The following is a 22,728-nucleotide window of genomic DNA, read 5'->3' on the forward strand; positions in this document are numbered from 1 at the left end:
TGTTTCCACGCGCACGTTTCGCGATCGATCGGTACGTGCGCGCGGTGAGGATAACAATCCTACTTAACGAGCGCTTTAGTCATCTCCAGCAGTTGCCGAACATCCGCCGGGCGGGTATGACCGCTTTCTTTATCAATAATAGAGCTATAAATGTGCGGGATAATTTTACTGACCCCGGCATCCAGCGCAATCTGCAGAATTTCGCTGTAGTTTTCCAGATCGATCCCGCCGGTCGGCTCCAGCCAGAAATCATGACGGGCACAGGCCTGCGCCACTGCCAGAAACTCATCGCGGTGCTTCAGGCCGCCCATCGGGAAGTATTTGATCGAGCTGCCGCCCATATCTTTTAACAGCGCGATGGCGGTTTCCAGCGGCACGATCCCCTCTGGCGCCTTGCTGCTCAGCGGACCGGTTGAGATCTTAACCATACCCGGCGTGCCGGTCGGCGAGACCAGACCGTTCACCACGGTATCATTCTGCCCCAGCAGCGCGCGGCTGGTTGCGACCCCGGTAAAGACCTGGTTCACGTGCTGCGGCTGCACCTGGCGTGAAATTTCACTGACCATCGCCGACTGGTTCGGATCTCCCGCTCCCAGCCCGACCGACAGCGCGTTATCGATAAGCTGCGCATATTCACGCATATCCGCCACCGCACTCGCCACGTCAGGATAGTTCTTAGAGAGCACACCCACCAGGACGTGACCTTCTGCCGCCTCGTAAATCTCACGTGCGTTCTCTTTGCTGCCCGCCAGGACGTTCAGGCAGACGCGGTCACGGTAAAAATTTGGGGTCAGTTTCATGCTTTTTTCTCCTTGTTCAGAACCTCGGCGATGCGACGAGCGACAATCTCCAGCTGCTGCGCGTTCACGCTGCGGACATCGGCTTCAATAATCCCTTCGTTAGCTTTGTAGCCACGGAAGTAGATAGCGTATTCACCCTGCTTTAACGCCTCCACCAGTTCGCCGGTGGCGATGCCGGTGACGGCCTCATCAAATTTAATTTCGGTACGGGCAATGTCACGCCCGGCGCTGTCCCAGACCACGCGGCCGGTCACGCCCTCGAGGGTATTGAGTTGGTCAATAAACGGCGTCATCTTAGCCACCATCTCATCACCACTCTCTTTACGCGCCGTCAGGTAGTGTTCGATGGCGCAGGTCAGGCCGAGGATCCCCTCTTTACCCACTTTCATCGCCCGGCCAATACCCGCCGACTGGCGTTTCACCCACTCGACGTACTGGGTTTTGCCCACCACCAGGCCGCTGGTTGGCCCTTCGATCGCTTTCGCGCCGCTGTAAATCACCAGGTCAGCGCCGGCGCGGTAGTAGCACTGCAGATCTTCTTCCGCGGCTGCATCGACGATCAGCGGCAGGTTATGTTTACGCGCCACCACTACCGCCTGCTCGACGCTGAGCATGCTTTTCTGTACGCAGTGGTGCGATTTAATGTACAGAATCGCCGCCGTGCGCGGAGTGATCGCCGCCGCCAGCTGGTCGGCGGAACATTCGTTGGCGTAGCCCGCTTCCACCAGCTTGCCGCCCCCCAGCGCCACCATCGAGCCGACCGGCGCGCCGAAGTTGACGTTGTGGCCTTTCGGCAGCACGATTTCATTGTTTTCGATCGATGTGACGTGCAGGTTTTCCAGCAGCCAGGCACTGTCTTTCACCAGCACCGCCGCGACCGACTGGGCAATCCCCGCTGAGGCGCAGGAGACGACGGTAGCGCCTTCCACTTCCAGCAGGTTGGCAATGTATTCGCCGGTCTTGTTCACCAGATCTTTCATTTCGAAGTAGTGATTCATGCCGCTCATCACCGCATCCACCACCTCAGGGCGCGGCGTGGAAACGCCCAACGCCGTCATGCGACCGGATGTATTAATCACTTGTTTTAAATTGTATTTATCAAAAATTGAAGGCATTTTCCGCGCTCCCTTGTTCGGTCAGATAGCCCTTGCCTGCGCGAATCGCGGCAAGCGGTACCAGAATATTGTCAGCCTGCAGGCTCTCTTTTTCCGCGTCGACCAGCAGCGTTGGCGCATGCTCGATGGTAAACAGCGTTAAATCGGCATCGAAACCGACCGCCAGCCGCCCTTTGTGGTTCAGGCGCAGCCCGTCTGCGGCCCCGGCGGTCACACAGTCAATCACCTGCGGCAGCGACATGCCGATGGCGAGAAACTTCGACATCACCAGCGCCAGCGAGCGGACCGGGCCGTCGATGCGGTTACGGCAGTAAATATCGGAGCTGATGGTGTGCGGCAGGATCCCCATCGCAATGGCCCGACGCGCCACCTCAAAGCTGAAGCTGGCAGTGCCGTGGCCGACATCGAGTCGTACGCCGCGCTGTAGCGCGCGGGTGATCGAAGCGCGCAGCTCGCCGGAAGGCGCCAGGATGCGGTTCGGTTTGCCGTTATAGCAGTGGGTGATGATGTCGCCTGCGCTCAGCAGATCGGCAATCTCATCGAGGTTCGGTGGGTTATTGCCGATATGTACCATCAGCGGCAGATCGCCGTTTTCCTGCTGAATGGTTTTCGCCCGCTCAAGCGGGGTAATACCGTTTTCGCCGACCACGCTGCTGCTCATGCGCGCTTTCAGGCCAACGATAAAATCCGGGTGGCGCTTGACCGCCTGCTGTACCGCCTCGGCATCGATGTTGGCCATATTGGCCAGTTCGTTCTGGGCAATCAGTCCGACGCGGGAGATATTGAGCAGCGCATAGACCTCGGTCGCCGCCTCGCGGGTCAGTTGATAAAAGTCATCAACATCGTCCGCGCCGGTGCTGCCGGCATCGATCACGGTGGTGACGCCGCAGGCCACGCCGACGCTATCCGGCTGGTCGTGATAAATCGGTGAGTTCGGGTAGCAGTGGACATGGGAATCAATCCAGCCGGCGCTGACGTAGTAACGACCCTGCAGCTCGATGGTTTTGTGCGATGGCGCGCTAATCTCGCCCAGCGCGGCAATTTTTCCGTCCTGGATGGCAATATCGGTCAGGGTATCGTCGACGAGGCGCGCACGGCGCAGGAGTAAATCAAACATACGTATCTCCTGTTAAGGCGGGCGCCTGAGCGCCCGTAAATATCAAAGCGCAACCGGGAAGATGGAACCTAAAATCATCGCCCCGAGGATCGCGCCGCCGGTAATCGGCTTCTGCCAGATGTAAAACAGCAGCGCCCCGAGCAGAGAACCGATGCCGATAGGAATTGAGGCGGTCATCGCGCTGAGGATAATCAACGGCCCGAGGAAGCGGCCGGAGGCGTTACCCGCGCCCATCATGACGTCGGCGCCGTAGGTCGAGTTGCTCTGGTTAACCGTGAACTTACGCGCCAGGATGATAATGTAGCCAATCGCCAGGCCGATAATCAGGCCGGTTGCCAGGGAAGCGGCGAAGTTCGCTACCGGGAAAATAATGCCCGCGCCCAGCAGCAGAGCCGGCACGCCGAGGCCGACCCCGGTCTGGATCGCCCCGCCGATATCAAGAATACCGACCAGCGAACCTTCGATGATACGAGCGAACAGGAAGCTCGCGCCAAACGCTGCCACCGCACCGTACACGCCGGTGTCGATCCCGGATTTCAGCATCGCCACGAAGGCTACTTCGTTAAACGCGCCGATACCGTAGAGGTAGTACATGTGGGTCCCGGCGAACACGCCGGAAGAGAGCAAGCCGACAAAGATCGGGAATGACCAGTCCGCGTACCAAAAACCTTTATTCTGTTCCATGCGTTATCCCCTTATTTGCCGCTCAGCGCGCTATGCAGCAGATCCAGCCAGTTCGGCACGGTCATGTGGAAGGACTCAATCATCTTCATGTCGAATCCACGGAAGAAGCCACTCAGCACGAACAGGGCGATAATGGCCGTCATCATGATTTTGGTGACGCGGTTCCAGCCGGCGTCTTCAACGCCTTTACCGATCAGAATGCCCAGTACCAGACCCGGTACGGCGTTACCCATAATCAGCTGCGCGGCGCCGCCGAAAATAGTGGCCCAGAAGCCCGATTTCTTACCGGCATCGATAGCGGCTAACCAGAAGATAACCGGCATGATGATGTTCACCAGCAGGTTGGCCGCAGGCACCAGCACTTTCACCGCCGTGACCTGGAGCGCTTCCGGTACTGCGGAGGCCGTGGAATTAAGGAATGCCACCACCACCATGCCGATGAAGCCGCAGGCAATGGCCATTTTCTTCGGATCGTGCAGAGTTTCTGCCACGTTGCGATTTTTGAGCATCAGGGCTGAGGCGCCCCAGTGCGGGATAATGCGGTGGTCAACGTCCTGGGTGAAAGCACCCGCTGCGACGGACGATGCCCAGGCGTTAAAGAAGAAGCCCAGACCAAAGGAGAAATGGGAAGCCGGATCGCCCTCACAGGAATTCAGCTCGCCCAAGGTACGAAACGCCCCCATCCCCTGCGTGGTAGGCGCATGAAACATGCGTGCCGCTCCGGCGCCCACACCGACGCCGACCAGGCCGCCGATAATGAGCGATTTTATTAAAATTATCAGGAACATAGTTTAACCCTATGATGAAATTCAGGTTTGCGTGACGAAATCCACTTGATCGACATTAATGGCCGTCACGGTGACGGTGACCTCCAGCTCCACGCTGTAGGTCCGTCGTTCACGGCGCAGAAAGAAGAACAGAAATGCTTCTTTACGCACCGCTTCACGCGCATGAACAACCTTCACATCCTGTGGCTCAATACGCAGTAAGATCTGCGGTGAGGTACCCATCACCGCTGCTTGTACATGGTTCAGGGCATCGGCAAAGGCGCGCGTTTTGCTTTCGCCTTTGCCCTTGACGCTCACCGTGGTGGTGAATTGTTCTTTCATGCTCACGCGCCGTATTTCTTTTTCCAGGCTTCTACCAGGCGCTCGCCCAGCTCTTCTTTATCCATAAAGCCGAAACCCAGTACGTTGTAGCCTTCGTTGATGGCGGTCACGCCTTCATCCACGGAACGCATGCCATATTTCGCTTTATAGCCATGCTTGTTTTGCGCGGTAATCGCCCCTGCGCCACCGCTGCCGCAGAAGGAGATGCCAAAGGTGGCATTCTCGGCTTTCATCACGTCACCCAGCTTCATATCCGCGGCAACGCCCGGAACCACCACGGCACGTGCGCCGGCTTTTTCTGCACCTGCCGCGACTTTTTGTCCTTTTCCCAGACGATCGCCGATTACGATAGTAATTTGTTCCATTTTTTACTCCTTACAGGTTGTCTTTTGCGACTTCGAAGTGGACTGACAGCAGCCAGGATTCTTCTTCTGGCAGGTTGCCAAATTCCGCGACCACTTCGCGAGCAAGCATCATTGAATCTTCTGAAATCTCTTCAAACAGGCTGGCATCCACTTCCGGCAGCGGCTCGCCGCTAATCGACCGGTGGGCCATTGCCCGGACGTGGGAAGTCAGCATCTGCTCCTGGACGGCGTTGGGGATGATATTGCGACGACTTAACAGTGCATAAACCTGCTGCAGCATCTTCTCAGCCAGCTGCTCAGTTTGCGTCGCCTGCTCCCCTACGTCGTTTATTACCGCTCCGTTATTCACTTGTGTTACCCCGTTGATGTCTCTGGGGATAAAACTAGCGCCGGGGGGCAGGAGTTTGTAGCGAGTTGTTTTCCACTTCGAAGTGGAAAGGCGGACGGAGAGCGTGATCGATTGCACAAAATTGCCCTAATCGGCGCGTTTTCGGCGAAATCACGTGATGGCTATCACAAGAAAATTCCTGCGCAACAGGCAGCGGCGGCCGGGATAACCATAAAAGAAAAAGGGAAAAGTGTGAGGTCGATGGGGTTTTACAGCAAGAGGGGTGCAGGAGGCATCGATGGATGCCTCCTGAAACAGAACTTAGCGGTACTTCTTATGGTAGGTGTTGCGGGTCGTCTTAAACTCTTCCGCGGCGGCCTGTGCCTCTTTCACCTTCCCTTCGTTCGCCAGCTTCAGCGCACCGTCGATCTGACCAATCAGAATATCCAGACCGTGGCGGTAATCGTTCATTTCGGCGCTGTCCGCGGCTTTGCCTTCCAGCTTCGGCGGCGTATCTTGCTTCGCATCAACGGCAGCTGTGCGCATTTTGGTCAGCGCGGCTTTCAGTTCGCCAGCATCGGAGGTTTTCTGCACCACCTGCAGGTTTTCTGCAAGGGTATCCATATCTTCGCCCAGGTCCGCCGCGAACGCCGACACGGAGCTCATCGCCAGCGCTGAGACAGCCAGCATTGCTAACAGTTTTTTACGCATTGCTCACTTCCTTTTTTATTATTTAAGCACAAGGAAAAGGCGCCTCATGGGCGCCCTTCTATACCCGTTCTACTTCAAGCTGCATCTTGAATGATCCGGTATATCACGCCGTTACTGCCCGGCGATTTTCATCTCTGGCAGCAGCACGGAACCACACTGGATGTTACTGCGGGTTTCGATATCGTCACCGACGGTCACGATATTACGCCACATATCTTTCAGATTTCCTGCAATGGTGATTTCACTGACCGGATACTGAATTTCACCGTTCTCAACCCAGAAACCGGACGCGCCGCGTGAATAATCACCGGTCACGCCACTGACACCCTGCCCCATCAATTCGGTAACGACAAGTCCGGTGCCCATCTCTTTAAGCAACTTTTCAAAACTCAGGCCACGGCCGTTGATCCGCCAGTTGTGGATGCCGCCCGCGTGTCCGGTGCTGGTCATGCCCAGCTTACGCGCCGAGTAGTTGGTCAGCAGCCACTGGGTCAGCACGCCATCTTTAATGATGTCGCGGCGTTCAGTCCGCACGCCTTCGCTGTCAAACGGTGTAGAGGCCAGGCCTTTCAGCAGATGTGGGTGCTCTTCAATGGTCAGCCACTCCGGCAGGATCTGCTGACCGAGAGAATCCAGCAGGAAGGTCGATTTGCGATAGACCGCGCCGCCAGCGATCGCCCCGACCAGGTGACCAAACAGCCCGGTAGCCACTTCATTGGCAAAAATCACCGGTGCTTTCATGGTCGAAAGCTTGCGCGGTGCCAGGCGCGACAGCGTCCGGCGGGCGCACTCGTCACCGACCCACTCCGGAGTCTGCAAATCTTCAATCGCGCGGCCGATGGTGTAGGCGTAATCGCGCTCCATGTCACCGTTCTCTTCGGCGATCACGCAGCTGGACAGCGAATGGCGGGTTGAGCAGTAGCTCTGCAACATGCCGTGGCTGTTGCCGAATACCTTGATACCGTAGTGGCTGTTGAAGCTGCCACCTTCGGTATTGGTGATGCGTTTGTCGGCCTGCAGCGCCACCTGTTCAGCACGAGAGGCCAGCTCAATCGCCTGATCCGGGGTCACTTCCGCCGGGTGGAACAGGTCGAGATCCGGGGCGTCAAATGCCAGCAGGGATTTATCTGCCACGCCTGCAAACGGATCCGGTGAGGTGTAGCGGGCGATATCCAGTGCCGCCTGCACCGTGCGGGCAATGGCCTGCGGGCTGAGGTCGGTGGAGGAGGCGCTGCCCTTGCGGTTCTGATGATAAACGGTGATGCCTAACGCACCATCGCTGTTAAATTCGACGTTCTCCACCTCGCCGTAGCGGGTGCTGACACTGATGCCGGTGGTTTTGCTGACGGAGACTTCCGCGCCGTCTGATTTGCCTGCCGCCAGTTCCAGCGCCGTGGTCACGGCCTCTTCCAGCGCCTTGCGCTGTTGTGCAACTTGAGAGATGACTTTCATCGCTAATGCCATAATGTAGGAAGGAGTTAATTGAAGTCTAACAGAGAACCGTTTTTCAGTGCGCGCCTTAACTGGTAACATTAGCCTCTTTTTTTAAGGAGCCTGAGATGACAAAGCAGCCCGATGACTGGCTCGACGACGTTCCCGGTGATGACGTCGAAGATGAAGACGATGAAATTATCTGGGTCAGTAAAAGTGAAATTAAACGTGACGCGGAAGAACTGAAGCGTCTTGGCGCCGAAATGGTAGAGCTTGGGAAAAACGCGCTGGATAAGATCCCGCTCGATACCGACCTGCGTGACGCCATTGAACTCGCCCAACGTATCAAGAAAGAAGGTCGCCGCCGCCAGATGCAGCTGATTGGTAAAATGCTGCGCAGCCGCGATGTCGATCCGATTCGCCAGGCGTTAGATAAGCTGAAGAACCGCCACAACCAACAGGTTGCGCTGTTCCATAAGCTGGAGATGATTCGCGACCGTCTGATTGCCGAAGGTGATGACGCGGTACCGGAAGTATTGAATCTGTGGCCTGACGCCGACCGTCAGCAGCTGCGCTCGCTGATCCGTAACGCGAACAAAGAGAAAGAAGGCAACAAGCCGCCAAAATCCGCGCGCCTGATCTTCCAGTATCTGCGTGAGCTGGCCGAAGGCGAAAGCTAATCCCTTTCCGCCACCCCGGTCACATCATGCGGCCGGGAAATGCCCTGGCATACAGGGCATCCACGGCAGGAAAGTGCAGCGCGCCGGTCGCGGTAATGTGTCGCGATATGAGCATAAGGGCATCCATTCCTGAGTCACAAAAAGAAATCTGCCCTCACAGGGAGGGCAGAGAGAGGCGCGTGTGGCGGTTATTCTGCCGCCGCCGCCTTACTTGCCAGCTTATCCAACAGCTTCTGATGAATGCCGCCGAAGCCGCCGTTGCTCATCACCAGAATGTGGTCTCCCGGATGTGCGGTTTTGACCACCATATCGGCCAGCACATCGACATCGGCGCTCCAGTGCGCCGGCTGAACGCAGGCTTCCGCCACTTCCGCAACCTGCCACGGAATATGCTGAGGTTGCAGCAGGAACACTTCATCGGCGCGCCCCAGAGACGGCGCCAGATCGTCTTTGCAGACGCCCATTTTCATGGTGTTGGAGCGCGGTTCCAGCACGGCTAGGATCCGCGCGGTGCCACCGACTTTACCGCGCAGCGCCTGCAGGGTAGCCAGAATCGCCGTCGGGTGGTGGGCAAAATCGTCATACACGGTAACGCCGTTGGCTTCACCGCGCAGCTCAAGGCGACGGCGGGCGTTGATAAAGCCACCCAGCGCCTGGGCCGCATCGGCCGGCAACACGCCAACATGACGAGCCGCGGCAATCGCCATCAGACCGTTATGCATGTTGTGTTCGCCTACCAGATCCCACTTCACTTCCCCGGCTTTCTCGCCGTCGAGCCAGACTTCCCACTGTGACGCATCGGCGTTCAGCTTCTTCGCCTGCCAGCGGCCCTGCTCGCCCACCAGCTCCTGCTCGCTCCAGCAGCCCATCGCCATGGTCTGTTTCAGATTGATATCGTTTTCCGGCAGGATAATTTTGCCCTGACCCGGCACGATGCGCACCAGATGGTGGAACTGCTTCTGGATAGCCTTCAGGTCGTCAAAGATATCCGCATGATCGAACTCAAGGTTATTGAGGATCAGCGTGCGCGGGCAGTAATGAACGAATTTGGAGCGTTTATCGAAGAAGGCGCAGTCGTACTCATCCGCTTCGATAACAAAGAACGGGCTGTCACCCAGACGGGCGGAAACCTCAAAGTTACCCGGTACGCCGCCAATCACGAAACCAGGCTTATAGCCACAGGCTTCGAGGATCCACGTTGCCATTCCGGCGGTGGTGGTTTTACCGTGGGTGCCTGCAACCGCCACAACCCAGCGATCGCGCAGGACGAAATCATGCAGCCACTGCGGGCCGGACATGTACGGAATGTTGGTTTCCAGTACCGCTTCCACGCACGGATTACCGCGCGTCATCGCGTTACCAATGATCACCAGATCCGGCCGAGGCTCCAGCTGGCTGGCATCATATCCTTGAATTAAATTGATCCCCTGGTTTTCCAGCAGGGTGCTCATTGGCGGATAGACGTTAGCATCCGACCCCGTTACCTCATGACCGAGGGAGCGAGCCAGCATGGCCAGTCCCCCCATAAACGTGCCACAGATACCTAAAATATGAATGCGCATTCGTCGTTTCCCTTTTTCATCTGGCGCACATTTTACCCATATGTATGGCATCAGAGAAATGCATTTCAGGCGATTCCGTTTTTTGCTGGCGCGATTCACCAGTGCGAACTTTTTTTATTCTTTGTTAAGATTGTTGTGTTCGTTTTACTTCACATAAACATGCAGGGAACGGGTTATGAAAACGTTAGGTGAATTTATTGTCGAAAAGCAACACGAGTTCTCCCACGCAACCGGCGAGCTTACTGCTTTGTTGTCGGCGATAAAGTTAGGCGCCAAGATCATCCACCGCGATATCAACAAGGCCGGTCTGGTCGATATCCTGGGTGCCAGCGGTGCTGAAAACGTCCAGGGTGAGGTTCAGCAAAAACTCGACCTGTTCGCCAATGAAAAATTAAAGGCCGCATTGCGAGCACGCGATATCGTGGCGGGGATCGCCTCCGAAGAAGAAGATGAAATCGTTGTCTTTGAAGGTTGTGAACACGCGAAATACGTGGTGCTCATGGACCCTCTGGATGGCTCCTCTAACATCGACGTTAACGTCTCTGTGGGGACGATCTTCTCCATCTATCGTCGCATAACCCCGGTAGGTACGCCGGTCACCGTTGAAGATTTCCTGCAGCCGGGCAGCCAGCAGGTCGCTGCCGGCTATGTGGTGTACGGCTCCTCGACCATGCTGGTCTATACGACCGGCTGCGGCGTCCACGCCTTCACCTACGACCCTTCCCTCGGCGTGTTCTGCCTCTCCCAGGAGCGCATGCGCTTCCCGGAAAAAGGCAATACTTACTCCATTAACGAAGGGAACTACATCAAGTTCCCGATGGGCGTGAAGAAGTACATCAAGTTCTGCCAGGAAGAAGACACCGGCACCCAGCGTCCGTACACCTCGCGCTATATCGGTTCACTGGTGGCGGATTTCCACCGTAACCTGCTGAAAGGTGGCATCTACCTGTACCCAAGCACCGCCAGCCACCCGGAAGGCAAGCTGCGTCTGCTGTACGAATGCAACCCGATGGCGTTCCTCGCGGAGCAAGCGGGCGGTAAAGCCAGCGACGGTAAAGAGCGCATTCTGGATATCGTCCCGACCAGCCTGCACCAGCGCCGTTCTTTCTTCGTCGGTAACGACCATATGGTTGAAGACGTCGAGAACCTCATCAAAGCGTTCCCGGACGCCTAAGCTATCCCTTCCCCTCCCGTCCGGGAGGGGAATATTCCGCTAACGATGTGCCGTCCCGCTCACCCGCGTGACCGGAGAGTTCTGGCGGTTTTCCCACAGCACCGTCAATCCGCGCTGCAGCGCGATAAAAATAAACAGCAGAATGCCGATGGCAATTTTCGTCCACCACGAGCTCAGCGTGCCGTCGAAGTTAATGTAGGTCTGAATCAGCCCCTGAATCGCCACGCCGAACAACGTCCCCAGCACCGTTCCCACGCCGCCGCTCAGCAGCGTACCGCCAATCACCACCGAGGCAATAGCATCCAGCTCCACGCCAACTCCGGCGAGCGCATAGCCGGCCTGGGTGTAGACCGAGAACACGATCCCCGCCAGCGTCGCCAGCCCGGTGGAGAGCATATAAATACGAATGGTGGTGCTCCGGGTCGAAATGCCCATCAGATTGGCCGAGGTGGCGCTGCCGCCAATGGCGTAAACCTCGTTGCCGAAGCGGGTACGGTGCGCCATAAATATCCCCGCCACCACCACCAGCAACATCAACAGCCCCATCGCACTCAGGCGTCCGCCGCCGGGGATCATCCATGCCAGGTCGGACAGCGTGTCGTAGACCGGATGGTCAATCGGGATCGACTCCTCAGACACCAGATAGCTGACGCCACGCAGAAAGAACATGCCGGCCAGGGTAATGATAAAGGCCGGAATTTTTAGCGCGTCGATCAGCAGCCCCATAAAGGCACCAAACGCGCAGCCCATCATCAGCACCAGCGGAAAAGCCAGCAGCGGGTTAATCCCCCAACTACCAATGGCTTTTGCCAGGAATACGCCGGTGAATGCGATCACCGACCCGACCGAGAGATCGATCCCGCCGGAGAGGATCACAAAGGTCATCCCGACGGCAATGATGCCAAGAAAGGCGTTATCGGTCAGGATGTTGCAGATAACCCGCGTCGAGGCAAACCCCGGAAACTGGGTCAGACAATACAGGTAGCCCAGCACGAATACGGCCAGGGTGATCATCAACGGTAAATTACGTTTTATCATGGCCGCGCACCCCTTTAAGTAAACCGATAAAGCGCGGCGACTGGACGATCAACACGCACAGTACCACCACCGCTTTGACGACCTGATTCATCTCCGGCGGGAAGCCCGATAACAGGATCCCGGTATTCATTCCCTGGATGATCAACGCGCCCACCACCGACAGCAGCAGGTTAAAGCGTCCGCCCATCAGCGATCCGCCGCCGATCACCACCGCAAGGATCGCGTCCAGCTCCAGCCATAGTCCGGCGTTATTGGCATCGGCGCCACGAATATCCGCCGCCACGATCACCCCGGCGATCGCCGCACAGATGCCGCTCAGCACATAGGCCAGCATCACGACGATCCGCGTATTCACCCCGGCGTTTTTCGCTGCCCGAATGTTGATCCCCACCGCTTCGATAAACATGCCCAGCGCCGTTTTGCGGGTGAACACCCAGAACAGCAGCAGCGTGGCGGCGGCGATCAGCACCGGGGTTGGCAAGAGCAGTAGCGAGCCGCTGCCGAGCCACGCCAGATGCGGCGAATCGAAGGTGACGATCTGCCCGGCGGTGATCAACTGCGCGACCCCGCGCCCGGCCACCATCAGGATCAGCGTCGCCACAAAGGGCTGGATCTTGAGGATCGCCACCAGAATGCCGTTCCATAGTCCCGCCAGCGCCCCTGCCGCCAGCGCGGTCAACAGCACCACCGGCAGGGCGTGCCCGGCGACGGTCATCGAGGCTGCCGTGGCGCCAGCAATCGCCATCACCGCTCCCACCGACAGGTCAATCCCGCCGGTCGCGATAACCAGCGTCATGCCGATCGCCAGCAGCGCCACCGGCGCCGCGCGGTTGAGAATATCAATGGGGCTGCCGAACAGACGCCCGTCCTGCAGCACAATCTGAAAGAAGTGCGGTGCCACAAGGCTATCCACCACCAGTACCAGCACCAGGGCGATAATTTGTGGCATGCCTTTCGGCCAATTGAAGCGCCGTTTTGGCTGGCCGGTTTGGGGAAGAGATCCTGGCATCATGGGTTACTCCTTATGCCGCAATAGCGTTCATGATCGCCGGGACGGAAAGCTCCGCCAGCGGGATCTCCGCGACCTGCTTGCGATCGCGCATAATAATCACCCGATCGGCATAGCCCACCAGCTCTTCCAGCTCCGAGGAGATCACCAGCAGCGCCAGACCATCGGCGCACAAGGTTTCAATCAGGCGAATAATCTCCGCATGCGCGCCGACATCAATGCCGCGCGTCGGTTCATCGAGGATCAGGAACTGCGGTTTGGTCAGCAGCCAGCGGGAAAGCAGCACCTTCTGCTGGTTGCCGCCGGAGAGAAACTCGATCGGCTGTTCCGCGCTGGGGGTACGGATCCCCAGCTGGCGAATAAAGCGTTCAGCAATGTCATTTTGTTCACGCCGTGGGATCGGCCGTAGCCAGCCGCGCTGAGCCTGCAGCGCCAGCACGATATTTTCCCGCACCGATGCTGCAGCAATAATGCCGTCGGTTTTACGATCTTCGGGGCAGAAACCAATCCCCAGGCACGAGGCCTGATGCGGCGAGCGCAGCCCCTGCGGTTTACCTTTGATCCACGCGTTCCCGCTGTCCGCTGGTTTAATCCCGAAGATCACTTCGGCGGTTTCGGTGCGCCCGGACCCCAGCAGCCCCGCCAGGCCGACGATTTCGCCGGGGCGAACTTCGAGGTCAAACGGCGCAATGACCCCCTTCTTGCCGTAGCCGGCAAAGGCAGCGACCGGCTTATCGCTAAGCAGAGTGCGGCCCGCGCGGTGCAACGCATCATGCTCCAGCTCGCGGCCAAGCATCATCTTCACCAGCTCAATCTGCGGCAGCTCGCGGGTTTCCCGACAGCCGACAAACCCGCCGTTGCGCAGGACGGTGATCCGGTCACTGACGGCATACACCTGGTCGAGGAAATGGGTGACGAAAATCAGGCTGACGCCGTCGTCACGCAGCTGGCGCATCAGGGTGAAGAGCATCTCCACCTCCTGGGTATCCAGACTGGCAGTGGGCTCATCAAGGATCAGCACTTTCGCCGACAGGTCAATCGCCCGACAGATAGCGACAATCTGCTGCATCGCCACCGAAAAGCGGTTCAGGGGTTCGCGCACGTCGAGGGAAAAACCGTAGGACTCCATCAGCGCGGTGGCGCGCCTTTCCATCTCTTTGCGCCGCAGCAGGCCAAAACGACGCGGTTCACGGCCGATAAACAGGTTATCCGCCACCGACATGTTCGGCAGCAGGTTCACTTCCTGATAGACCGTGCCGATCCCCAGCTGCTGGGCATGAGCGGTATTTTTCGGCGATATTTCCTGCCCTTCCAGCCAGATCGCCCCACGATCGGCGTGATAGACGCCGGTGAGGGCTTTAATCAGCGTCGATTTACCGGCCCCGTTTTCACCGAGCAGGGCCATGATTTCGCCGCGTCGCAGGTTAAAATTGACGTTATCCAGCGCTTTGACGCCGGGGAAAAACTTGCTGAGCCCTTCCGTGCGAAGGATTTCCTGATGTGATTCGCCGTTCATGATCTCCCCTCACCTTTGCCCTCTCCCGTTGGGAGGAGAGGGAGCTCAGCCGCACTTTAGCAATCGGGATAATCCCGGAGGCGGCGCTACGCGCCTGTCCGGGCTACCCGATCCGTAGACGGCGGTGAACCTGTAGCCCGGTCAGCAGAGCGCCACCGGGAACGTGGCCTGTTTATCGCTACTTAGTAGCCCATATTTTTCTTCTTCTCTAACTCTTCTTTCGCCGTGTCTGGCAGATACAGCGTCGATTTGGTAATGGTCAGCTTCTCAGGCAGCGTGCCGTCTTTCTTATATTTCTCCAGCGCATCAAACGCCGGCCCGGCCATATTTGGCGTCAGCTCGACGCTGGCATTCGCTTCGCCCGCCATCATCGCTTTATAAATATCCGGTACGCCGTCGATGGAGCCGGTCAGGATATCTTTGCCCGGTTTCAGACCCGCTTCTTTAATGGCCTGGATAGCGCCAATCACCATGTCATCGTTGTGCGCGTAGACCATGCAGATGTTCTTGCCGTTGTTCTCCGCTTTAATAAAGCTCTCCATGACCTCTTTACCTTTACTGCGGGTAAAGTCACCGGACTGCGAACGGATAATCTTGATGTTTGACGCCTTCGCTATCGCTTCGGCAAAGCCTTTCTTACGGTCGATCGCTACGCTCGCACCCACGGTGCCCTGCAGTTCGACGACGTTACACGGTTTGCCGTCGACCGTTTTCACCAACCAGTCGCCAATCAGCTGACCTTCCAGCACGTTATTGGCGGTGACGGTGGTCATGTAGAGATCTTTGTCTTTAACATCAATCGAGCGGTCGAGCAGGAACACCGGGATTTTGGCCTGTTTGGCTTCTTTCAATACCGGCTCCCAGCCGGTCGCAACCACCGGGGCGATAAAGATCGCGTCGACGCCCTGAGCAATAAAGGAGCGGACGGCTTTAATCTGGTTTTCCTGTTTTTGCTGGCCGTCGGCAATCTTCAGAGTGATACCGCGTTTCGCGGCTTCCTCTTTCGCCACGTTGGTTTCAGCGGCACGCCAGCCGGATTCAGACCCGACCTGTGAAAATCCTACGGTCAGAGGGGCAGCCATCGCCATAGACGACATAGCTGCGGAAACTGCTGTGACAAGAAGTAAGCGCTTCCACATAAAAAGATCCTCGTAGGGTAACGTTGAGTGAAATCGTCATCTGCGGACAAACTATAGACAACCCGTGATGTAACTGAATGCGTTACATCACACTTCGAAAAAGTAAATTAAATGTTAAAGAGCGGGGTTTATGGCAGCTGAGAGCGGATAAGGCTTCGCGCAAAGCGCCGCCACCGACGTACACGGAGAAATTTTTCCCATCTTGAGAAATCAAACAGATGCAATGTAAACGGTTACATTAATTTATTCAGGATGCGGCTATGTTTATGGATTTTAAGGTTGTTTTTTGCGGGAAAATTCAGACAACCGGAGGGTGCGCGGAACAAAAAGAAGCGAAGACATTCGATGTGAGTTGGCTATAATACCCGGCACTTGTTTGCCATACATTTTAAAGGAAACAGACATGAGCTTACTCAACGTACCTGCGGGTAAAGATCTGCCGGAAGATATCTACGTCGTGATCGAAATCCCGGCGAATGCAGATCCTATCAAATACGAAGTCGACAAAGAGAGCGGTGCACTGTTCGTTGACCGTTTCATGTCCACCGCGATGTTCTATCCGTGCAACTACGGCTACATCAACCATACCCTGTCCCTGGACGGTGACCCGGTAGACGTGCTGGTCCCGACGCCGTATCCGCTGGAGCCAGGCTCTGTGATCCGCTGCCGTCCGGTTGGCGTTCTGAAGATGACCGACGAATCTGGTGAAGATGCGAAACTGGTTGCTGTACCGCACACCAAGCTGAGCAAAGAGTACGATCACATCAAAGATGTGAACGACCTGCCAGAACTGCTGAAAGCCCAGATCACCCACTTCTTCGAGCACTACAAAGACCTCGAAGCGGGCAAATGGGTTAAAGTTGACGGTTGGGACAACGCTGAAGCGGCTAAAGCTGAAATCGTTGCTTCCTTCGAGCGCGCTAAGAAGTAATTCTGCCGCACTCAGGTTAGCGAAAAACACCGCCTCAGGGCGGTGTTTTTGTTTCTGCCGCGGGCCTCTTTCCCGGGTGGCGGCTAACGCCTTACCCGGGCGACAAAAAACAACGCCACCCGAAGGTGGCGTTGCCGTTGTTAATACTGGTCTCTGTCTAACCAGTTACCGCTCTCTATCAACGTAAAGCCCTCTACGGGCCGCTGATAGACATACATCCACGCACTGCCATAAGGCGTCTGGATCAAGTGACGTGCGTACTCACCGCCTTTAGTGCGTAGCGCGTCCAGTTCGGCCAGCGTTGATGCGTCAATACGATACACTTCACCATGTACTGTGCCTTCGCCCGGCACCGCGCCTGGATAGTGGCCCAGACTGTACAGCTGATAATCGTTGACACTATGATCGCCCAGCCACTGAGCGTTAGTCATCCAGTGGCTGTTGCCTTGTTTGCGTCGTAAACTGCCGTAAACAAATATTCGCATTGCTAAAACTCAAACTGATAGAGCAAATCGAGAGCCTGGTCTACGCCAGACACCGCTTCCATATATAGCTTAGGCATCAGACGGTAACGTAGAGTCAACGTCGCCAGGGAGTCAAAGATACCGACCCCATATTTTACCTGCAGACCTGGCAGTACATAGCCGCTGACTACGACCTGGGAGGAGTCACCTACCCCCTGGGTATCCAACGCCAAATTGCTTACGCCAAACGTCTCGCCGATTTTACCCACAACCTGACCACTTTGTGCAACCCCCAGGCCAACAAGCATTGATGTCATCGCTGCTCCATCACCCTGATCGCTGCTCAATCCCTGGCCACGCAGCAGGTAAGACAGCGCTTCTTGCTGCGACATGGCCGGGTCAGAGAAGATTTCTGCCTTCGGCTGGTCGGCAGAACCGGTTACCCGCACCCCGGCTATCACGTCATCTTCTGTCGCATCCGGGTTACGAATCGCTTCGATGTTCAGCAACGGCTGATCCGGCGGCCCGGAGAACAGCAGCTCGCCTTTACGCACGATCAAATCCTGGCCGTAGGCGTGGAAGCGCCCTTCCGGAATATTGATTTGCCCGTTCAGGCCCAGACCTTGTTTATCCTGGGCGACTTTCAGATCGCCGGTCAAGCGAGCTTTCAAGCCAAAGGCATCCAGGCGCACGTTGTTGCCAACATGAATCGTCAGATTGCTGTTGATCGGGATCCCGGCGCTCTGCGGCTTAATCGGCTGCAGATCGTTATTCAGCATCACTTCGTCCGAAGAGACCCCAACAGCGCTTTCCGGCACCTCGTTGACGACGATACGCGCCCACGGTACATCCACGCTGCCATCCAGACTAAACAAGCTTGGCGTGGCGGTAAAGACCACGTCAGGCGACACGTCGAGGCGCACCATCGGCGGCACGGTAATGCGGACCCGGCTGCCCTTCGCCGCAATTTGCGCTCGCCAGTTGTCAATCTGGGTCCAGTCAGCATTACCGCTCAGGCTAATCTGGCCCTGTCTGGTATTCACGGTGCCCTGCAGCGTGGAGCTGGTGCCGTTGAAGTTCATCGCCAGCTGGCTCGGCTGCATATCAAACGGCATAAAGTTACCGTCGACATCGATACCACCCAACTGCATCTGACCGAACAGCTGCGGGCTTTGCAGGTTACCACCAAGGCGCAGGTGCGCGTTAAGCTTACCTTCCGCTTTCTCTCCCCGGGAGAAGATCGGGTTAATCATCGCCAGCGAGAAGTTGTTGATATTCACATTCCCGCCGAGGTTACGCCGCCCCTGCGGATCGCTGATCTGGACCTGGCCATCCAGCTGACCGTTGTTGGTCAGGCGAATCAGCCAGCCGAGCTCCGCGCGGTTGTTATGCAGGTCGGCGGTGAGGTTCAGGGTATCAAAGGCCACCGGCAGCGGCGCGTCGTTGACCACCTGCGTTACTTTCACGTTGCGGCCGTTGAGCGTTACCTTGCCCTGCGGCAGCCCCTCTTTGGTGGTGTCCCAACTGACATCGGCATTGCCGCTAAACACGCCGCTGGCCTGGGTCGCCTCCGGCATAAACGGCTTCAGCATCGCCAGATCAAAGCGGTTCAGATTAACAACAGCCCGCCCGCTGGCTCCCGCGTCGATGGTTTGCGGTACGCACAGCTCGGCATTCGGGTTGCTCCAGCAGTGCGGCCCGATACTGATTTTTTGCTCAAGGTTGCGATAATCCAGCGCGATGTTGCGCGTCAGCGATACCGGCCCGACCGGGGTCTGGAAGCGGGTATTACTCAGCGTTCCCTTCCAGCGTTCCGCTTTGCGGTCAAAGCTTCCCGCCAGCGACAGCTGCCCGGAAACCGGCTCACCCTGGACTTTCAGCTGCAGGTCATGTTGCTTCTCGTTACCTTTGGCGTTCAGCTGCACCAGGCTGATATTGACCCCTGGCTGGCTGATACGGTCCACCCGCACATCCAGATTGCCGCCAATCTGGTCGCTGGACTTCACATCGCCCTTCACATTGACCTGCGCTATCGTCAGCTCCTGCCAGCGCAGCGCACGGGCGGTGATATCCGCCAGCAGCTGCGGCGCGTCAACGGTACCGCGAACTTTCAGCAGCCCTTTCGCCGTGCCGCCAAGGCCCGGCAGTGCATTATCCAGATTCGGTGCATCAATGGTGGCGTCGAGGTCGAGATCTTTGACCCCCAGCTCGCCCTTCACGTCGGCGCTGTTCTTACCGAGCGCCAGATGCAGACCGGGGATTTTCCACTGCATGTAGCTGTTGCCCTGCAGGGAACCGCTGACATCGACCTTATTCTGCTTCACGTTACCGGTGATTTTCAGCTCCGGAACCGACATCTGCCAGCTACCGCCGTACAGGCTGCCCTGGGTTTTGATCATCCCGTTCAGTTTTGACGGCCAGTCCGGCACCTCTTTGGCGGTGTTAATGCCGTCAAGCTTCAGCTCGCCGCGCCAGCTGATCGCCTGCTGCCAGTCCAGCAGCGCTTTCAGCTCGGTTTTCCCTTCCAGCGCCGCCACCGTCAGCTTATCGAGGTTAAGCTGCTGTTCGTTCCCTTTGGCGTTGAGGGTGATCTTCGCCGGCGGCAGCGACTGCCCCTTCACCGCGGTGCTGAACGCCATGGTGTAGTCGGTCATCTTGCCGTTAAATTTCAGCAGGACATCGTCGGCCTGGAACTGCTTCTCGCCGCTAAACGGCCAGTACAGCTGCTTGCTCTTCAGCTCCATATTCAGCGGCAGCCCGGCTTCTGCCAGCTGTGCGTCGGCACGCAGCGTCATGGCGACGGAGCCGGCTAAATCCACGGCAACGTCCAGCTTTTTACGCACCTCGCCGCCGACTTTCAGCTTCACCTTCTCGCCTTTCAGCGGGTCGATATTCAGCGTGCTGTCGAGGGTGATATCGACCGGCCAGTTATCCTGCAGCTGCGCGCTGCCCGAAGCGTTGACTTTGCCCTGATCGGAGTCGATATCCAGCGCGTCCAGCTTCATGTGCCCGTCGATACTGCTGACTTTCAGCAGCAGGCTGTAGACGGTCATGTCAGTATCGCCGGTGACCCGCAGCTGCTCGCCGCGGAACTCCTGAATATTAAGGTTCAGCGGCAGATGTACGTCGGTCATTTCCGGCAACACCGGCTTCGAGAAGAGGTCTTTCATCGTCTCGCCGAGCGGTTTTTCTTCCGGTTTAGGGTTTTCAATCTTCGGTTCAACCACCTGCTCCTGCGCCACTTTCGCCACCTTCGGCAGCGCAATCAGCAGCCCCTGTAACGAGGTCGGGGTCAGGGTCAGGTTCTTCTCCTGCCAGTTCAGGCCGGTCGAGAAGTCCCGCACCGACACGGCAGTGTTATCAATTTTGACGTTAACGTTTTGCAGCGCAATGCGGCTCAGGGTGATGGGATACGGCGTCGAGAGATTCAGCGGCCCCGTGTCTTCTTCTTCCACCGGCGCAGCAGGTGGCATTTTGCTGGTATCGATCGCCACATAGATATCGCGCAGCGACAGGTCATTCACACACAGGCTGCTATCCCACAGGCACCGAATCTTGACCGCCAGATGGAACTGCCCGGCGGTGACCGCCACGCCCGGTTGTTCAAAGCGCACGTTTTGCAGCGTCAAATCACGCCAGCCGCCGGTGACCTTGCCGATCTCCAGGCCAGGAACCCAGCGGTCCGCCGCCTTCAGCACCAGATGCAACCCGCTGGTCGTACCCACCAGGAACGCCACCGTCCCCAGCAGCAGGACCACAAAGATCAGTACTCCGAGGCTTATCTTCTTCCATAAACTCATAATTCAGGCCCCAGACCGATGTAAAACTGTAAACCGTGCTCTTCTTTGTCGCCGACCGGCGCGGCAATATCCAGCTTGATCGGGCCAACCGGTGACTGCCAGCGCACGCCGACGCCGGCGCCGGTTTTAAAATCACTCTTACGGATATCGCTCACCGCTTCGCCGCTGTCGACGAACACAGCACCCCACCATTTTCCGCTGACGTTGTATTGATACTCCAACGAGCCGGTGGCCAGCTTGGAGGCACCGATTAGCTTGCCATCGTCATCTTTTGGCGAGATCGATTTGTATTTGTAGCCGCGGATGCTGCGATCGCCCCCGGCGAAGAAGCGCAGGTCCGGCGGGACTTTGTTGAAATCATCGGCTTCAATCCAGCCGAGGTTGCCACGCACCACAAAACGGTGGCGGTCGTAGAGCGTACGGATCCACACATCCTGCGCCTGCGCGACGATGAAGTTAATATCCGAGCCCCACATGGTGTTGGAGTAGTCCACCGAATAGCGCTGAGAGTCGCCCCAGGTCGGCATCAGGCCGCCGCGCGAGCGGGTACGGTTAACCGACACCCCAGGATAGATCAGCATCGTGGTGTTGGTGACGTTGGCCTGGGTAAAGTGGTCGAGGCTCCAGCGCAGGTTGATGGCGCGCTGCCAGCCGCTGGAGAGCTCCCAGTAACGCGATACCGCCAGCGTTGAGGAGTCAGCTTTGGTGTCGTTGAGGTCCGTGCGCTTAAAGCCGCCCTGCATCAGGTAATACTGTTCAAGCGGGTTTTTTAACAGAGGGACTTTGTAGCTAAAATCGAGCTGCTGTTCCGGTGCGGAGAGGCTGAGGCTGGAGGTCAGGCTATGGCCGTAGGAGTTCATCCATGGCTTTTTCCAGGTCGCTTTGATCCGCGGCCCGACGTCCGTCGAATAACCGACCCCGGTTTCAACGGTGTTCTCTTTGCGCGGCGAGACCACGCCGTGCAACGGCAGCACTTTGGTCTTACGTGATTTATCAAACTCCGGCGCCACCACCACCGAGCTGAACCAGCCGGTAGCCGCCAGACGGCGGTTTAGCTCCGCCAGATCTTCAGAGGTGTAGTAATCCCCTTGCTTGAAGGGCACCAGGTTTTGCAGATATTCGTCGCGAATTTGCGACCCGCTGAACGTCACGTCACCAAAACGATAGCGCTCACCGCTGTTGTAGTCGATATCCCAGAACGCCTGGTGACGACCGAGCGCGATGCCAAGCTGGCTTTTATTGAATTCGCTGTCGAAGTAACCTTTACGCAGCGCAACGCGGGTCAGGGAGCTTTTGAAACCGTCATAATCGCCATGGTTAAGCACGGTGCCAATCGCCGGACGCGTATGTAGCAAATCCAGATAGTCACGGTCAGTACGCGCTCCGCCGCGCAGAATCACCTCCGTACCGCCAATGCGCACGGGTTCACCGGGTGTGACCTTTGCAATCAGCACCTGCCGGCCACTTTTCGGCGGCGGACGGAGATCGAAGTCGATGGTCGGTTCGTAGTAGCCCAGGGCTTTCAACCCTTCGCGAATGGCATCATCCACGCGCGCGCGGAATCGACGATCCGGCGTAACTTCATCGCTCTGGATCGTAGAAAGTTGAGCTCGGACGTTCTTTTCCAGCTCTCCGGACAACCCCTCAACCTGCAAACGCACGCTCGCGGCGCTAGCGACCCCGCTGACCAGCAAAAGGCTGGTGACACATAACTGGCGGATTTGTAGCACGTTTTCTCCTGAATTTCCTTGTTTC

General features: G+C 57.4%; 21 protein-coding genes. 3 read left to right on the top strand and 18 right to left on the bottom strand.

The genetic code is table 11. The annotated features are described in order from the left end of the window. Positions 1 to 59: 59 nt before the first annotated feature. The 10 genes from dagF to pmbA form a co-directional block, all read right to left on the bottom strand. A complete protein-coding gene (gene dagF / locus ACMYSN_RS12405; RefSeq protein WP_462495067.1) occupies positions 60 to 800 on the bottom strand; it encodes a KDGP aldolase family protein in 741 nt (246 codons plus the stop codon). Next, positions 797 to 1,915, bottom strand: a complete 1,119-nt coding sequence (locus tag ACMYSN_RS12410; protein ID WP_462495068.1) for a DgaE family pyridoxal phosphate-dependent ammonia lyase — start codon at positions 1,913 to 1,915, stop codon at positions 797 to 799. Before ACMYSN_RS12410 ends, dagF begins: the two co-directional genes overlap by 4 nt. After that, the gene (locus tag ACMYSN_RS12415; RefSeq protein ID WP_462495069.1) at positions 1,899 to 3,032 is read right to left on the bottom strand and encodes an amidohydrolase family protein; all 1,134 of its coding nucleotides are present in this window, start codon (positions 3,030 to 3,032) and stop codon (positions 1,899 to 1,901) included. Before ACMYSN_RS12415 ends, ACMYSN_RS12410 begins: the two co-directional genes overlap by 17 nt. 42 nt (positions 3,033 to 3,074) lie before the next feature. Continuing rightward, positions 3,075 to 3,716: a DUF4310 family protein gene (locus ACMYSN_RS12420; RefSeq protein WP_123757895.1), complete on the bottom strand. Its 642-nt coding sequence runs from the start codon at positions 3,714 to 3,716 to the stop codon at positions 3,075 to 3,077. Between the two features lie 11 nt (positions 3,717 to 3,727). Further along, on the bottom strand, positions 3,728 to 4,504 hold the full coding sequence (locus ACMYSN_RS12425) for a DUF4311 domain-containing protein (protein ID WP_123757894.1): 777 nt from the start codon (positions 4,502 to 4,504) through the stop codon (positions 3,728 to 3,730). Positions 4,505 to 4,525: 21 nt separating this feature from the next. Beyond that, entirely contained in the window at positions 4,526 to 4,825 is a 300-nt protein-coding gene (locus ACMYSN_RS12430) for a DUF4312 family protein (protein WP_123757893.1), read from the bottom strand. Positions 4,826 to 4,827: 2 nt separating this feature from the next. Then, positions 4,828 to 5,190 (bottom strand): SFCGS family glycine-rich protein, encoded by a 363-nt coding sequence (locus ACMYSN_RS12435; RefSeq protein ID WP_123757892.1) that lies wholly within the window; start codon positions 5,188 to 5,190, stop codon positions 4,828 to 4,830. A 10-nt stretch (positions 5,191 to 5,200) separates the two neighbouring features. Then, on the bottom strand, positions 5,201 to 5,539 hold the full coding sequence (locus ACMYSN_RS12440) for a glycine dehydrogenase (protein ID WP_434586608.1): 339 nt from the start codon (positions 5,537 to 5,539) through the stop codon (positions 5,201 to 5,203). Positions 5,540 to 5,839: 300 nt separating this feature from the next. Further along, positions 5,840 to 6,229 (bottom strand): cytochrome b562, encoded by a 390-nt coding sequence (gene cybC, locus ACMYSN_RS12445; protein ID WP_123757890.1) that lies wholly within the window; start codon positions 6,227 to 6,229, stop codon positions 5,840 to 5,842. A gap of 111 nt (positions 6,230 to 6,340) precedes the next feature. After that, the gene (gene pmbA, locus ACMYSN_RS12450; protein ID WP_434586610.1) at positions 6,341 to 7,693 is read right to left on the bottom strand and encodes a metalloprotease PmbA; all 1,353 of its coding nucleotides are present in this window, start codon (positions 7,691 to 7,693) and stop codon (positions 6,341 to 6,343) included. A gap of 95 nt (positions 7,694 to 7,788) precedes the next feature. On the opposite strand from pmbA, the gene yjgA reads away from it, so the two are divergent. Continuing rightward, on the top strand, positions 7,789 to 8,340 hold the full coding sequence (yjgA, locus tag ACMYSN_RS12455) for a DarP family protein (RefSeq protein ID WP_462495070.1): 552 nt from the start codon (positions 7,789 to 7,791) through the stop codon (positions 8,338 to 8,340). A gap of 188 nt (positions 8,341 to 8,528) precedes the next feature. Here the strand turns inward: yjgA and mpl are convergent, their stop codons facing one another. Then, positions 8,529 to 9,902 carry a UDP-N-acetylmuramate:L-alanyl-gamma-D-glutamyl-meso-diaminopimelate ligase gene (gene mpl / locus ACMYSN_RS12460; RefSeq protein ID WP_462495071.1) on the bottom strand — a complete coding sequence of 458 codons (1,374 nt, stop codon included), beginning with the start codon at positions 9,900 to 9,902 and terminating at the stop codon, positions 8,529 to 8,531. Between the two features lie 175 nt (positions 9,903 to 10,077). Between mpl and fbp the strand changes: the two genes are divergently transcribed. Further along, a complete protein-coding gene (fbp, locus tag ACMYSN_RS12465; protein ID WP_123757885.1) occupies positions 10,078 to 11,076 on the top strand; it encodes a class 1 fructose-bisphosphatase in 999 nt (332 codons plus the stop codon). Positions 11,077 to 11,115: 39 nt separating this feature from the next. Here the strand turns inward: fbp and yjfF are convergent, their stop codons facing one another. The 4 genes from yjfF to ytfQ all read right to left on the bottom strand — a co-directional run bounded on the left by yjfF (position 11,116) and on the right by ytfQ (position 15,778). Next, positions 11,116 to 12,114, bottom strand: a complete 999-nt coding sequence (gene yjfF, locus ACMYSN_RS12470) for a sugar ABC transporter permease (RefSeq protein WP_462495072.1) — start codon at positions 12,112 to 12,114, stop codon at positions 11,116 to 11,118. After that, the gene (gene ytfT / locus ACMYSN_RS12475; protein ID WP_462495073.1) at positions 12,101 to 13,126 is read right to left on the bottom strand and encodes an ABC transporter permease; all 1,026 of its coding nucleotides are present in this window, start codon (positions 13,124 to 13,126) and stop codon (positions 12,101 to 12,103) included. The genes yjfF and ytfT overlap by 14 nt, the downstream gene beginning before the upstream one ends. 10 nt (positions 13,127 to 13,136) lie before the next feature. Then, positions 13,137 to 14,639, bottom strand: coding sequence for a galactofuranose ABC transporter, ATP-binding protein YtfR (ytfR, locus tag ACMYSN_RS12480; RefSeq protein ID WP_123757882.1), 1,503 nt, complete (start codon positions 14,637 to 14,639; stop codon positions 13,137 to 13,139). Between the two features lie 182 nt (positions 14,640 to 14,821). Further along, entirely contained in the window at positions 14,822 to 15,778 is a 957-nt protein-coding gene (gene ytfQ, locus ACMYSN_RS12485) for a galactofuranose ABC transporter, galactofuranose-binding protein YtfQ (RefSeq protein WP_123757881.1), read from the bottom strand. Between the two features lie 403 nt (positions 15,779 to 16,181). Between ytfQ and ppa the strand changes: the two genes are divergently transcribed. After that, positions 16,182 to 16,709: an inorganic diphosphatase gene (gene ppa, locus ACMYSN_RS12490; protein WP_004098041.1), complete on the top strand. Its 528-nt coding sequence runs from the start codon at positions 16,182 to 16,184 to the stop codon at positions 16,707 to 16,709. Positions 16,710 to 16,849: 140 nt separating this feature from the next. Here ppa and ACMYSN_RS12495 read toward each other — a convergent pair whose 3' ends face one another. The 3 genes from ACMYSN_RS12495 to tamA are packed head-to-tail and all read right to left on the bottom strand — an operon-like array spanning position 16,850 to position 22,703. Continuing rightward, positions 16,850 to 17,194 carry a gamma-glutamylcyclotransferase family protein gene (locus tag ACMYSN_RS12495; RefSeq protein WP_123757879.1) on the bottom strand — a complete coding sequence of 115 codons (345 nt, stop codon included), beginning with the start codon at positions 17,192 to 17,194 and terminating at the stop codon, positions 16,850 to 16,852. Between the two features lie 2 nt (positions 17,195 to 17,196). Then, the gene (gene tamB, locus ACMYSN_RS12500) at positions 17,197 to 20,973 is read right to left on the bottom strand and encodes a translocation/assembly module TamB domain-containing protein (RefSeq protein ID WP_462495074.1); all 3,777 of its coding nucleotides are present in this window, start codon (positions 20,971 to 20,973) and stop codon (positions 17,197 to 17,199) included. Then, a complete protein-coding gene (gene tamA, locus ACMYSN_RS12505; protein WP_462495075.1) occupies positions 20,970 to 22,703 on the bottom strand; it encodes an autotransporter assembly complex protein TamA in 1,734 nt (577 codons plus the stop codon). Before tamA ends, tamB begins: the two co-directional genes overlap by 4 nt. Between the last annotated feature and the right edge of the window lie 25 nt (positions 22,704 to 22,728).

Source organism: Klebsiella sp. R445, from assembly GCF_051131755.1.
GTDB classification, from domain to species: Bacteria; Pseudomonadota; Gammaproteobacteria; order Enterobacterales; family Enterobacteriaceae; genus Klebsiella; species Klebsiella lignicola.